At 75.5% G+C, this 13,649-nt stretch carries 10 protein-coding genes; 1 reads left to right on the top strand and 9 read right to left on the bottom strand.

Going from position 1 to position 13,649, the window contains the following annotated elements; translation table 11 throughout:
* Positions 1-63: 63 nt before the first annotated feature.
* The 9 genes from ACWDD9_RS40490 to rimP all read right to left on the bottom strand — a co-directional run bounded on the left by ACWDD9_RS40490 (position 64) and on the right by rimP (position 12,348).
* Positions 64-3,711 carry a serine protease gene (locus ACWDD9_RS40490; RefSeq protein WP_449814385.1) on the bottom strand — a complete coding sequence of 1,216 codons (3,648 nt, stop codon included), beginning with the start codon at positions 3,709-3,711 and terminating at the stop codon, positions 64-66.
* A 190-nt stretch (positions 3,712-3,901) separates the two neighbouring features.
* Positions 3,902-4,831, bottom strand: a complete 930-nt coding sequence (gene truB, locus ACWDD9_RS40485; RefSeq protein WP_074006405.1) for a tRNA pseudouridine(55) synthase TruB — start codon at positions 4,829-4,831, stop codon at positions 3,902-3,904.
* A gap of 35 nt (positions 4,832-4,866) precedes the next feature.
* Positions 4,867-5,970 carry a DHH family phosphoesterase gene (locus ACWDD9_RS40480; protein WP_079272940.1) on the bottom strand — a complete coding sequence of 368 codons (1,104 nt, stop codon included), beginning with the start codon at positions 5,968-5,970 and terminating at the stop codon, positions 4,867-4,869.
* A 2-nt stretch (positions 5,971-5,972) separates the two neighbouring features.
* On the bottom strand, positions 5,973-6,413 hold the full coding sequence (gene rbfA / locus ACWDD9_RS40475; RefSeq protein ID WP_049658664.1) for a 30S ribosome-binding factor RbfA: 441 nt from the start codon (positions 6,411-6,413) through the stop codon (positions 5,973-5,975).
* A 153-nt stretch (positions 6,414-6,566) separates the two neighbouring features.
* Entirely contained in the window at positions 6,567-6,863 is a 297-nt protein-coding gene (locus ACWDD9_RS40470) for a DUF503 domain-containing protein (RefSeq protein WP_030289887.1), read from the bottom strand.
* Positions 6,864-7,011: 148 nt separating this feature from the next.
* Positions 7,012-10,155: a translation initiation factor IF-2 gene (gene infB / locus ACWDD9_RS40465; RefSeq protein ID WP_449814384.1), complete on the bottom strand. Its 3,144-nt coding sequence runs from the start codon at positions 10,153-10,155 to the stop codon at positions 7,012-7,014.
* 229 nt (positions 10,156-10,384) lie between these two features.
* The gene (locus tag ACWDD9_RS40460) at positions 10,385-10,678 is read right to left on the bottom strand and encodes a YlxR family protein (protein ID WP_074006403.1); all 294 of its coding nucleotides are present in this window, start codon (positions 10,676-10,678) and stop codon (positions 10,385-10,387) included.
* A gap of 76 nt (positions 10,679-10,754) precedes the next feature.
* Positions 10,755-11,756 carry a transcription termination factor NusA gene (gene nusA, locus ACWDD9_RS40455; RefSeq protein ID WP_049659751.1) on the bottom strand — a complete coding sequence of 334 codons (1,002 nt, stop codon included), beginning with the start codon at positions 11,754-11,756 and terminating at the stop codon, positions 10,755-10,757.
* A gap of 55 nt (positions 11,757-11,811) precedes the next feature.
* Positions 11,812-12,348, bottom strand: a complete 537-nt coding sequence (gene rimP / locus ACWDD9_RS40450) for a ribosome maturation factor RimP (protein ID WP_074006402.1) — start codon at positions 12,346-12,348, stop codon at positions 11,812-11,814.
* A 284-nt stretch (positions 12,349-12,632) separates the two neighbouring features.
* On the opposite strand from rimP, the gene ACWDD9_RS40445 reads away from it, so the two are divergent.
* On the top strand, positions 12,633-13,577 hold the full coding sequence (locus ACWDD9_RS40445; RefSeq protein ID WP_449814383.1) for a ferritin-like domain-containing protein: 945 nt from the start codon (positions 12,633-12,635) through the stop codon (positions 13,575-13,577).
* The last annotated feature ends 72 nt before the right edge of the window (positions 13,578-13,649 follow it).

The following is a 13,649-nucleotide window of genomic DNA, read 5'->3' as shown; positions in this document are numbered from 1 at the left end:
GACCGCTCCTTGTTCCGTACGGCGCGTACCCTCTGTACGCTCAAACGCTCAAAACCCGAACCCCTATAGCGTGCCATGCGCCTGCCCCGGCTCAGGCACCGGAATACGGGTTGAGCCCGCCGACGGCCCCGCGGCCCGCCCGGAGACGGCCCGCTCGGCCTCCGCGGCGGCGTACTGCGGGTCCCGTCCGGCCGCCGCCAGGGCCCGCATCCGGGCCAGCCGGGGGCCGTCCGGGGCGGTCGGCGCGGCCCCGGACGGCCACCGGGCGAGCAGCCGGGCGAAGGCCGCCGACCGCCCGGCGCAGCGCACCAGCAGCTCGTCCGCGCCCGGCAGCCCGGTGCCGGCCCGGGCCAGCACCGCCCGGGCCCGGGCCGGGTTCTCGGCCGCGCAGTGCTCGGCGAGCCGCTCCACGGCGACGGTCAGCACCGCCGGGTCGGTCTCGGCGGCGAGCAGGGTGTCCAGCAGCTCGCAGCGCAGCGCGTCCGCCGCCGGGTCCGCCACCGGGACGGACAGCACCTCGGCGAACGGCCGCCGGACGGCCGCGCTGCGGGCCGCCAGCGCGGCGCCGATCAGCACCCGCAGCTCCAGCCGGTCGGCCGGGCCGGCGGCGGCGCGCGCCAGCCGGCGGCCGAGGTAGTCGACGGCGACCGGGCCGGCCAGCCCCGGGTTCCCGCGCAGCAGCCCGGCGGCCAGCTCGGCGCCCCGCCGCACGGCCGCCGGAGCGGTGGCGTCGGCGAGCACCCGCAGCGTCTCGGCGGGGGCCGCGCCGGGGGCGGCCGAGCACTCGGCGAAGGCCGCCAGGACGGGTTCCGGGTCGCTCTCCAGGGCCGGGGCGAGCGCCCGCGGGGTGAGGAAGGCGTCGCCGCCGGCCCGCAGCAGGGCGAGCGCGGCCGGCAGGTGCTCGGCCCGGGTCGCCGGATCGCCGACCAGCAGCGCCAGCGCGGCCCCGTGCAGACCGGGCTCGTCCTCGCGGGCGAGCAGGGTCAGCGCGGTGTACCGCAGCAGCTCGACCCCGGCCCCGGAGGCGTACGGGGCGGTCCGCAGCGCGTGCACGGCCGCCGCGACGTGCCGCTCGGGCCGCCGGTCGTGGCTCCAGCGGTCCACCGCGCGGCAGAGCGCGGACGGCTCCTCGGCGGCGAGCACGGTGAGCAGCGCGTCCGCCCGCGGGTGCGCGGCGGCGGCCAGCGCGTCGGCCAACTCGTCCAGGGCGAGCCGCCGGTGGGCGTACAGCAGGTCGTGGGCGAGGTCGGCGACGGTGCGCCCCGGGCGGCCCGGCAGGCCGCGCGGGTCCTCGAACCAGGCGCAGAGCAGCGGGAACACCCCGACCGGGTCGGCGCGCAGCCGCTGGGCCACCACGGCGAGGAAGCGCTGCCCGGGGCCGTCGGCGGCCACCAGGCTGCGCAGCAGGGCGAGTTCGGCCTCGACGGGCAGGCCGAGGCCGGTCCAGAAGGCCGGCCCGAAGCGGCCGAGCCCGGCCGCCGGGAGCGCCACCGCGCCCGTCCCGCCCGCCCGTTCGGCGATCCGGGCCGCCATCTGGTCGAGCAGCGCCCGGTGTTCGGCCGGGTCCGGGCCGACGGCCAGGCCCTCGGCGAGCAACCGGGCCGCCCACCAGGCGGGTTCGCTGCCCGGCGGGCGCAGGTCCAGGGCGCGCCAGATCCGGTGCAGCCACGGGTCCAGGGCGCCGGCGCCCCAGGTCTCGGCCACCCGGCGCAGTGCGGCGGCGACCGGGCCGATCCGGTGCCGGGGGACGGCGTCCGCCCCGGCGGCCGTCTCCGCCGTCTCCGCCGCCGGGTGGCCGCCGGGCTCCGCCGGCTCGTCGGCGGGCCACGGCGGGGTGTCCTCGGCCTCGCCGAGCAGCAGCCGCAGCGCCGCGTCCAGGTCCAGGTGCCGGCCCTGCAGCCAGTCCGCGAACTCCCCGTGCGCGAAGCGGAACCCGGGCCCGGCCGGGACGAACAGGCCCTCGGCGAGCACCGCCGTGGCCCAGCCGCCCTCGACCGGGAACAGCTCCTCGAAGACGGCCCGGTCCAGCCCGCCGCCCGACCGGCCGCCGAGCATCCGCCGGGCCGCCTCGTGCACCCGCCCGGCCACCGCCGCCGCGAGCCGGCGCACCCGCCGGTGCCGCGGCCCGGCCGGCCGCACCGCGCCCCGGCGGTGGGCGCCCGGGCGGCGCGGCCGGCCGTCCTCGGCCAGCCGCTGGGCCACCCGCAGGCAGCGCAGGTCCAGGAAGGCGTCGAACAGCTCGCCGCGGCGCACCGGCCCGTCGCGCAGCCCCTGGGCCCACAGCTCCCCGGCCAGCCGGACGGCCAGCGGGTGCCCGCCGTCCCCGGCGGCGGCCGGGTGGCCCGGCGGCAGCCCGTACCGGCGGCGCACCCGCTCGGCCGCCTCGGGGGGCAGCGGGCCGAGCCGCTGCCCGGCCAGGCTCGGCCCGTCCGGGCCGCGGCCGTCCATCCGTACGGTGGGGGCGCTGCCCAGGTCGCCGTCCGGGTGCGGTTCGGCGGTACGGCGGGGGCCGGGCGTGCCGCTCCCCCAGGTCTCGGCCGCGAGCCGCTCCCAGAGCTCCTCGCCGCAGGCGGTGACCAGCCGGGCGCCGCAGCCGGTCAGCCACTGGCCGGCGCCGCGCAGCCAGCGCGCGTCCACCGCCAGCGGGGCCTCCTCGGGGCCGTCCAGGACCACCAGCAGGGGCCGGCCCGCCGCCGCGCACAGCGCCGCCACCGGCTCCGGCGCGGGCGCCGGGGTACCGAGTCCGGCCGCGGCGGCGGCCAGCACCCGCTCCAGCGGCTCGGCGAGCGAGCGGTCCCCGGCCCGCAGGTCGGCGCCGCGCAGCCAGAGGGTGGGCAGCGGGTGGGCGCCGCCGTGCCGGCGGGCGGCCAGCGCGGCCAGTTCGGTGGTGCGTCCGCTGCCGGGGGCGCCGACCAGCGCGGTGACGGTCGCGGCCGGCTCGTCCCCGACGAGGCCGTCCGGCCGGTCCACCCGGTCGGCGGCCAGGTCGGCCACCCGGGCCGACCCGGCACCGGCGGCCGTCACCTGGGCGGCGGCCAGCCGCAGCACCCCGGCCAGGTTGAGCGCCGGGCCGTAGCCGGGCACCGCCGCCGCGTTGCTCGCCAGCAGCCCGGCCAGCACCCCGGCGGCCGCCGTCCCGCCCGCGGGGCCCGCTCCCACCGCCACGGCCGGCAGCGCCCCGCCGTGCCGGGGGTCGCGCAGGGCGGGCGCGGCCAGCGCGACCACCGCCCCGCTGCGGGCGTCCAGCACCGGCGAGCCGGCCGGCACCGCGACCCCGCCGACCACCGGCACGTCCAGCAGCAGCACCCCGCCCAGCCGGTGCCCGCCGTACGCCGCGCCGGTGACCCCGAGCAGCCCGCAGCGCAGTGCGACCACCCGGCCGTCCTCCCCCGCCAGCGCGGGCAGCAGCACCTCGTGCCCGGCCGCGACGGCGGCCAGCGGCAGCGGCGGCACCGGCAGCCCACCGACCGCCTCGGTGCGCAGTAGGGCGAGCCCGTGCCCGGGCAGCGGCAGCACGGCGTCCGGGCCGAGCACCCTGGTCTGCCCGCCGGGGGTGTGCAGGACGACCCGGTCCAGTCCGGCCACGCTCTCGTGTGCCGTCAGCACGCCCCCCTGCGGGTCGGCGACGAACCCTAAGCCGTGCAGCCGCCCGTTGAGGTCGCGGATCCGCAGCAGGTACCGCCCCGGATCGCCCTCCAGAAACCCCGGCATCCCATGCCCCCTCGACCGTCGCTCGCCCGCCGCCCGGAGCCTGCCCGCGCGGGAGGCGGTCCGACCGCGCCCGCGCCGCTCACCACGGGCGTTCACTCCGCGCGCTCCCTCGTGCGGGTGAAAGGGGGTCCGGGAACGGGAAAGCCCCCGTCGGGACGATTCCCGACGGGGGCTCCGAACAGCGGGGGCGTCAGCCGACGAAGACCGCGACCGGCTTCGCCTGCCCGCCCTTCTCCTCGACCAGCGCGAGGAAGCGCCCGTCCGGCCCGAACACCGCGATCGGCCCGTCCACGCCCATCCCGGGCGCCTTCAGCCGGGCGCCGTGCGACAGCTTCTCCGCCGAGGCCTCGTCCAGGTCCCAGCGCGGGAAGGCGGCCGCCGCGGCCTCGCCGATCGGCAGCACCTCGAGACCCTTGGCGGACTCGCCGGTGACGTCGGCCTCCAGCTGCTCCAGGGTGCGCGCCGACTCCACCCCGTACGGCCCGACCCTGGTGCGCCGCAGCGCGGTCAGGTGCCCGCCGACGCCCAGCCCGGCGCCCAGGTCCCGGGCCAGCGCCCGGATGTAGGTGCCGGAGGAGCACTCGACGGTGACGTCCAGGTCGATCACCGGCGTGCCGTCCTCGGCGACCGCCGCGCGCTGCCCGTGCACGGTGAAGGAGTGGATCGTGGTCGGCCGGGCCGCGAGCTCGAACTCCTCGCCCTCGCGCACCCGCGCGTACGAGCGCTTGCCGTCGATCTTGATCGCGCTGACCTTGGACGGCACCTGCATGATCTCGCCGGTGAGCGCCGCGATCCCGGCGTCGATCGCCTCCCGGGTGACGGCGTCGGCCGGGGCCGAGGCGGTGACCTCGCCCTCGCGGTCGTCGGTGACGGTGGTCTGGCCGAGCCGGATGGTCGCCTCGTAGGTCTTGGCGGTGAGCATCAGGTGGCCGAGCAGCCGGGTGGCCCGCTCGACGCCGATCACCAGGACGCCGGTGGCCATCGGGTCCAGGGTGCCGGCGTGCCCGACCTTCCGGGTCCCGGCCAGCCACCGCAGCTTGGCGACGACCCCGTGCGACGTGATGCCCTCAGGCTTGTCGACGATCACCAGGCCGTCCGGGCCGGTGCCTTTGCGCTTCATCGGGTTCTTTCTCTCAACAACAACAGCAGAGATGATCAACGTACCGGTCGCAGGGCGCCCCGGAACCGCTCGACCACCGCGGCCACGTCCTGCCGGACGCTGAATCCGGCCGCGAAGACGTGCCCCCCGCCGCCCAGTTCGGCACAGGCCGCGGCGACGTCCACCGCGCCCTTGGAACGCGAGGAGCCGCGCAGCGTGCCGTCCGGGTCCTGCTTGAGCACCAGCGCCACCTCGGCCTCGGCCGGGCGGCGCAGGATGTCGATCAGCCCCTCGATCTCCTCGACCGTGACGCTGAACAGCGCGAGGTCCTGGTACGGCACCCAGGTCCACACCAGGCCCAGCCCGTCCGCCGCCTCCGGCTCGTAGACGGCCCGGTCGAGCGCGCCCGCGAGCACCTTGAGGTAGCCGAAGGAGGAGGTGTCCCACAGCTGCCGGGCGATCAGGTCGTGCCGGATGCCGGTGGCCAGCAGCCGGGCGGCCAGCTCGTGGGTGGCGGGCGTGGTGGCCCGGTACTTGAACGAACCGGTGTCGGTGGCGACACCGGTGTAGAGGCAGGTGGCCAGCTCCTGGTCCAGCTCCACGCCGAGCCGGCGCAGCAGTTCGTCGACCAGCACGGCGGTGGCCGGCGCGGTCGGGTCGATCAGCTGGTGGGTGCCGAAGCCCGGGTTGGAGGCGTGGTGGTCGAGCACCACCAGGACGGGCGCGGCGAAGGCCTTGGCGTGCAGCAGGCCGAGCCTGCTCTCCGCGGCCACGTCGAAGCAGAGCACCAGTTCCGGCACGTCCGGCACCTCGACGGCCGGCACGATCAGCTCCTGGCCGGGCAGGAAGGCCAGCGACTCGGGCACGACCTGCGGGTCGTCGCCGAAGGAGACCCGCACCTGCTTGCCGAGCGCGCGCAGCGCCAGCGCCGCCGCCAGCGAGGAGCCCAGCGCGTCACCGTCCGGGCAGATGTGGCAGATCAGGTCGATCGAACGGGCCCGCCCGATCTCCGCCACCACCTGCTGCCAGAGCAGCTCGAACCCGCTCTCCTCGGCGCGCGGGCCCGGAAGCGCCACGAGGGCACCCTCCACCGTGCTGGTGGAGGACGCCCCCGTGGTCGATCCGGCTCGCGAGGCGGCCTGCGCCGGCTCACCCGCCATGACTACTCGTCCTCGTCGTCACGCTCGGCCGCCGGAACCCGGTACGGGTCCGCCTCGCCGGCGTAGCTCGCCCCCGCGGCCCGGGTGCGCACGGCGGCGTCCGAGTTGCGGGCCCGGTCGAGCAGGTCGTCGATGTTCCGGGCGTTGTCCGGCAGCGCGTCCGCGACGAAGGTCAGCGTCGGGGTGAAGCGCACCCCGATCTTGCCGACCTCGGAGCGGATCACGCCCTTGGCGCTCTCCAGCGCGGCCGCGGTGGCCTCGCGCTCGGTCTCGTCACCGAAGACGGTGTAGAAGACGGTGGCCTCGCGCAGGTCCCCGGTCACCCGGGTGTCGGTGATGGTCACGAACCCCAGTCGGGGGTCCTTGATCCGCCGCTCCAGGGTCTGGGCGACGACCACCTGGATGCGGTCGGCGAGCTTGCGCGCCCTAGCGGTGTCGGTCACGTTGCCTCCTCGTGCAATGGGCCCGGTACCCGGGAGAACTGCGCACCCGTCGGGGCCCACGCCCCAAAGTACCGGCCCGCGCCCGGCCTTGCGGGCGCTCTCGGTCCTGATCCGTGTGAGAACGGCGACTTCCGTCGGCCGGCTCCACGGTCCTCATTCGTCGTCGTCGTTGTGGTACCGCCGCCTCGCGGAGAGGAGCTGTACCTCGGGGCGGCCGGCGACCAACCGCTCACAGCTGTCCAGGACCTCGGTGACGTACCCGGCTTCGCCGGAGACCACCGCGAGGCCGATCTCGGCCCGGCGGTGCAGGTCCTGGTTCCCGGTCTCGGCAGCGCACACGCTGTACTTGCGCTGCAGTTCGGCCACGATGGGCCGCACGATCGAACGCTTCTCCTTGAGCGAGTGGACGTCGCCCAGCAGCAGGTCGAAGGTGAGTGTTCCCACGAACATGTATGACAGGTCTCGCCGACCTGGAAGGCCTCGGGGAGCAGCCCGGAAACGGGCTGGCGCCACTGTGTGACTACCCCGGACCCTACACAGCGAGACCGGGGCCGGTCGACGGAAATACCACCCGTCGACCGGCCCCGGCTGACACCGACTAGGCGCGCGGCTTCTCGCGCATCTCGTAGGTCTCGATGATGTCCTCGACCTTGATGTCGTTGAACGACCCCAGGGTGACACCGGCCTCGAAGCCCTCGCGGACCTCGGTCGCGTCGTCCTTGAAGCGGCGCAGACCCTCGATGGTGAGGCTCTCCGCCACGACCTTGCCGTCGCGGATGAGGCGGGCCTTGGCGTTGCGGCGGATGATGCCGTCGCGGACCAGGACACCGGCGATGTTGCCGAACTTGGAGGAGCGGAAGACCTCGCGGATCTCCGCGGCGCCGAGGCGCACCTCCTCGTACTCCGGCTTGAGCATGCCCTTGAGGGCGTTCTCGATCTCCTCGATCGCCTGGTAGATGACCGAGTAGTACCGGACGTCCACGCCTTCCTTGTCGGCCGCGGCGCGCGCACGGCCTTCGGCGCGCACGTTGAAGCCGATGATGATGGCGTCCGAGCCCATCGCCAGGTCCACGTCGGACTCGGTGATGGCACCCACACCGCGGTGCAGGACCCGGAGCTCGACCTCCTCGCCCACGTCCAGCTTGACGAGGGCGTCCTCGAGGGCCTCGACCGAACCGGAGACGTCACCCTTGATGATGAGGTTGAGCTGCTCGATGGAGCCGGCGGCGATGGCCTTGTCCAGGTCCTCCAGGGACACCCGGACCCGACGCTGCGCGAAGGCGGCGTTGCGGTCGCGGGCCGAGCGCTTCTCGGCGATCTGACGGGCGGTGCGGTCCTCGTCGACGACGATGAAGCTGTCGCCGGCGCGGGGCACCGAGGTCAGACCGAGCAGCAGCACCGGACGGGACGGGCCCGCCTCGGCGAGGCTGTTGCCGTTCTCGTCCAGCATGGCGCGGACGCGGCCGTAGGCGTCGCCCACGACGATCGAGTCACCGACGCGGAGGGTACCGCGCTGGACCAGGACGGTCGCCATGGCGCCGCGGCCCTTGTCCAGGTGGGCTTCGATCGCAATACCCTGCGCGTCCTGGTGCGGGTTGGCCCGCAGGTCGAGCGAGGCGTCCGCGGTCAGGACCACGGCCTCCAGCAGCTGGTCGATGTTCAGACCCTGGCGGGCGGAGATGTCGACGAACATGGTGTCGCCGCCGTACTCCTCGGCCACCAGGCCGAACTCGGTCAGCTGGCCGCGGACCTTGGTCGGGTCGGCGCCCTCGACGTCGATCTTGTTGACCGCGACCACGATCGGCACACCGGCGGCCTTGGCGTGGTTCAACGCCTCGACCGTCTGCGGCATGACACCGTCGTTGGCCGCGACCACCAGGATCGCGATGTCGGTGGACTTGGCACCACGGGCACGCATGGCGGAGAACGCCTCGTGACCCGGGGTGTCGAGGAAGGTGATCGGGCGCTCTTCGCCGTTCACCATCGTCGCCACCTGGTAGGCACCGATGTGCTGGGTGATGCCACCGGCCTCGCCGGCCACCACGTTGGACTTGCGGATCGCGTCCAGCAGGCGGGTCTTACCGTGGTCGACGTGACCCATGACGGTGACGACCGGCGGGCGCGGGGCCAGCTGGTCCTCGTCGCCCTCGTTGGCACCGAAGTCGATGTCGAACGACTCCAGCAGCTCGCGGTCCTCGTCGTCCCGGCTGACGATCTCCAGCTGGAAGCCCATCTCGTCCGCCAGCAGCTGCAGCGTGGCGTCGGAGACCGACTGGGTCGCGGTGACCATCTCACCGAGGTTGAACATGACGGAGACGAGCGCGGCCGGGTTGGCGTTGATCTTCTCCGCGAAGTCCATCAGCGAGGCGCCGCTCGACAGGCGAACGGTCTGGCCGTTGCCGCGAGGCAGCATCACACCGCCGACGGACGGGGCCTGCATGGCCTCGTACTCCTGGCGCTTCGCCCGCTTCGACTTGCGACCGCGAGCCGGGCGACCGCCCGGGCCACGACCGAAGGCACCCTGCGTGCCACCACGGGCACCCGGGCCACCGGGACGACCGCCGAAGCCGCCGGGACGGGGGCCGAAGCCGCCGCCACCACCGGGGGCGCCGCCACCCGGACGCGGACCGCCGAAGCCGCCGCCACCGGCCGGACGCGAGCCCGGACCGGCCGGACGACCCTGGAAGCCGGGACGGGCGCCACCGGCGCCACCCGGACCACCCGGACGACCGCCGGGGCCACCGGGACCACGGCCACCGGGGCCCGGACGCGGGCCGGCCGGACGCTGCGGCATCATGCCCGGGTTCGGGCGCGGCATGCCGGACGGGGACGGCGCGCCGGGGCGCGGACCGGCCGGACGCGGCATGCCGTCGGGACGCGGAGCGCCACCCGGACGGGGGGCACCGGCACCCGGGGCACCGGCGGGACGCGGACGGTCGCCACCCGGACGCGGCGCACCGGCACCCGGAGCGCCGGCGGGACGCGGACGGTCGCCACCGGGACGCGGCGCACCGGCACCCGGGGCACCGGCGGGACGCGGACGGTCGCCGCCCGGACGCGGACGGTCGCCACCCTGGGCACCACCCGGACGCGGAGCACCGCCCTGACCACCCTGACGGCGGTCGCCGGGGCGGCCCATGCCGGTGGCGCTACCCGAGGTGAACGGGTTGTTGCCCGGACGCGGACCGGCCGGACGCGGGCCCGGACGGGCACCGCCGGAGGCCTGGCCGCCACTCGGGCGCGGGGCCTGGGCGGCGGGACGCGGGGCCTCGGCCGGAGCCGGCGAGGAGAACTCGGCCGCGGGCGCGGCCGGAGCCGCCGGAGCGGCGGGACGCGCGGCCGGGCGCGGGCCCGGAGTCGGAGCGCCCGGCTTCGGGGCACCCGCTCCGGCCGCGGGGGCCGCAGGGGCGGCGGCCGGCGCGGAAGGCGCGGCGGCAGCCGGGGTCGGACGGGGACCAGGGGTCGCGCTGGGGCGCGGACCCGGGGTCGGAGCGCCCGGCTTCGGGGCACCCGAGCCGGCCGCGGGGGAGGGCGCCGCGGGCTTCCGCGGGCCCGGCTTGGCAGCGGAACCACCACCGGTGGGGGCCACACCAAGCGCGTCAGTCAACTTGCGTACGACCGGCGCCTCGATCGTCGAGGACGCCGAACGGACGAACTCGCCGAGCTCGGTGAGCTTGGCCATGACGGCCTTGCTCTCCAAGCCAAGCTCCTTGGCGAGTTCATAAACCCGGACCTTAGCCACTTCACTCCTGTCTATGAGTCCGGGGGTCTCGTCCGCCGGACTGTCGCTACTTCATGGGCGTACCCATCGCGTACTCATCGCGTACTCATCGAGAGCTCATCGCAATCTCGACCTACTTCCACATCGCGAGGTACCTGACTGGTGGCACGGCGCGCGGCTGCCCGAGCGCTGTGCTTGTTGCGGTGGTTCTCCGCCGCGCGAGCGGCGAGTGTCGCGGGAGGCCGCCCGGCTAGGGGGCTCCGCCCACCAGCTCCCCGATGAACCCGCGGAGCCGCTCGGTGTCGAGCGCGCCCTGGAGCCGGAAGGCCCGGGGGAACGCCCGACGGCGGACCGCGAGGTCGAGGCAGGCCGGATCGGGGTGCAGGTGAGCTCCCCGGCCCGGGAGTGCGCCGCGGGGATCAGGGACGCACTCGCCCTCGACCGCCGTGACACGCAACAGCTGGTGCTTGGCCGCTCGCTTGCGGCAGCCCACGCAGGTGCGTTCCGGGCGTGCTCGGACATGCGTCCGGCCAGACGAAGGCAAGTCTACCCCTCCGAAGCGACATGGCGCCGCCCCGCCGATCCCGGAGGACCGGCAGGGGCGCACACGACAACGATGATTACCGGGCCTGCGATTCCTCGGCGGGGACCTCGGTGTCCGGCCGGATGTCGATCCGCCACCCGGTCAGGCGCGCGGCCAGGCGGGCGTTCTGCCCCTCCTTGCCGATCGCCAGCGACAGCTGGTAGTCCGGCACGATCACCCGGGCGGAACGCTGGGCGGCGTCCACGATCTCCACGCTGGTCACCCGTGCGGGCGACAGGGCGGCGGCCACCATCTCCCGGGGGTCCTCGGACCAGTCGACGATGTCGATCTTCTCGCCGTGCAGCTCGCCCATCACGGCGCGCACCCGGGAGCCCATCGGGCCGATGCAGGCGCCCTTGGCGTTCAGGCCCTGGCGGCGCGACCAGACCGCGATCTTGGTCCGGTGGCCGGCCTCACGGGCGATCGCCGCGATCTCCACGCTGCCGTCCGCGATCTCCGGGACCTCCAGCGCGAACAGCTTCTTCACCAGGCTGGGGTGGGTGCGCGACAGCGTCACCGAGGCCCCGCGCACGCCGCGGCGCACGGCCACCACGTAGCACTTCAGGCGGGTGCCGTGCCGGTAGTCCTCGCCCGGGACCTGCTCCTGCGGCGGCAGGATGGCCTCCAGCTTGCCGATGTCGACCAGCACGTTCTTCGGGTCGTTGCCCTGCTGGACGACACCGGTGACGATGTCGCCCTCCTTGCCCGCGTACTCACCGAAGGTCTGGTCGTCCGCGGCGTCGCGCAGGCGCTGCATCATCACCTGGATGCCGATGCTGGACGCGATCCGGCCGAAGCCGCTCGGGGTGTCGTCGAACTCCTTCGGCTCGACGCCCTCGTCCAGCTCCGCCGGGTCCTCCATCGCCCACACGGTGACGTGGCCGCTCTTGCGGTCCAGGTTCACCCGGGCCCGCCGGCGCGAGCCCTCGGTGCGGTGGTACGCGGTGAGGAGGGCGGACTCGATGGACTCGACCAGCAGGTCGAAGGGGATGTTCTTCTCGTTGACCAGCGTGCGCAGGGCACTCATGTCGATGTCCACGGCTACGCCTCCTCGTCTTTCGTCACGTTCGTCATGGTCGTACGGCACCGGGGGTTCACTCGGCGCCGTCCTCCCCCTCGTCGAAGTCCGCGGCCTCGTCCAGGAGCTCGTCGTCCTTGCGGTTGAACTCGACCTGGACGCGCGCCCGGGCCACCTCCGCGTACGCCAGACGGCGCTCCTTCGGACGGCCGCGTCCCTTCACCGGCTGCACCTCGACCAGTGCGCCGTCCTCGTCGGCCTCCAGCACCCGGGCGACGATCTCCCCGCCGTCCTCCAGGTGGATCTTGGCCAGCCGACCCTCGGCGCGCTGCCAGTGCCGGGGCAGGACCAGCGGACGCTCCGCACCCGGCGAGCCGACCTCCAGCAGGTACGCGTCGTCCCCCATCAGGTCCGACTCGTCCAGGGCCTCACCGACCACCCGGCTGAACTCGGCGATGGCGTCCATGTCCACGCCGCCGTCGGTGTCGACGTCGATCTGCACCTGCCGACGGCTGCCCGCCCGGGTGACCCTGACGTCCTCCAGATCCAGTCCGGCCTGCTCGGCCAGCGGCTCCAGCAACGCTCGCAGCCGGTCGGTGTGGGTGGTGCTCATCCGGGTGGACTCCTCGGCCGCGTCTGCTGTTGTCAGAAGGTCGCCCCGCGCCCCCGGTGTGCCACACCGGGTCACGGCAGCTCGGCCCAAAGCCTATCCGGTCAAGCCCCCAACCACCGATTCCGGACCTCCGCCGACCACGCCCACGCCACCCACTGCGAGCAAGCTCACACCCGGCACGGCATCCCCGAACCGCACCCGGGAACGTGGGGATTCTGTAATCATTCACGCCAACGAGGGCAGGCGGGGAGGCCGTCCTCCCGTACCCGCCCGGAGTGATCCCGATGCAGCCGCCCAGCCGACGGACCTTCCTGGCCCTCGGACTGCTCACCACCCTCACCGCCTGCACCGCCGACCCCCACGGCGCCCACCCGGCCGGCCCCACCCCACCCCGCGACCTCGACACCCCGGCCCGCCTGCGCGCGATCGTCGACACCGACCTCCTGCTCGGCGCCTACGACAGCCTGCTCACCGCCCCGGGCGCCCAGACCGCCCTGCTCCAACCGCTGCGCGACGACACCGCCCGGCACCGCGCCGCCCTCGCCCAGGGCCTGCCGAGCGCGAGCCCCTCCCCCACCGGCACCCCGTCCCGCGCCCTCCCCACCCTCCCCGAGCTGGCCCTCATGGAGCACCGGACCGCCGAGTCCCACCTCCAGGGCCTCGACGAGGTCAGCCCGCCCCTCGCCCGCCTGCTCGCCTCCGTCTCCGCAGGCAACGCCCTGCACGCCGCGGCCCTCGGCGACCAGACCCCCGTCAAAACCCCCGACGGCACCACCACCGCCGGCAGCACCACCACCGAACGCGCCGCCGACGCCAACGCCGCCGTCCCCGCCCTCCAAGCCGCCCTCAGCGCCGAACACGCCGCCGTCTACGGCTACGGCGTGGTCGGCGCCCACCTCCCCGACGACCCCCAGCGCACCGCCGCCCGCACCACCCACGCCGCCCACCAGGCCCAACGCGACGCCTGGCAACGCCTCCTCACCTCCGTCACCGCCGCCCCCCCCCCCGCCGCCGCCGGCTACCAGCTCCCCTTCCCCGTCACCTCCCCCACCGACGCCGCCAAACTCGCCGTCCACCTGGAAACCCGCCTGACCACCACCTACGCCGACCTGCTCCTCACCCTCCCCACCCCCTACCGCCCCTTCGCCGCCACCGCCCTCCGCGAAGCCACCCTCCGCGCCCACACCTGGGGCGCCCCCACCCCCGCCCTCCCGGGCATCCCCACCTGACACCCCCCTCAGCGGGCGCGCCGGGCGAAAGCCCGCACGCCCGCACCCCCCCTCAGCCCCCCACCTCCCGCA

The organism is Kitasatospora sp. NPDC001119 (assembly GCF_053598475.1).
Note: the sequence above shows the minus strand (reverse complement) of the source record. Positions and strands in the feature narration are given on the sequence as shown.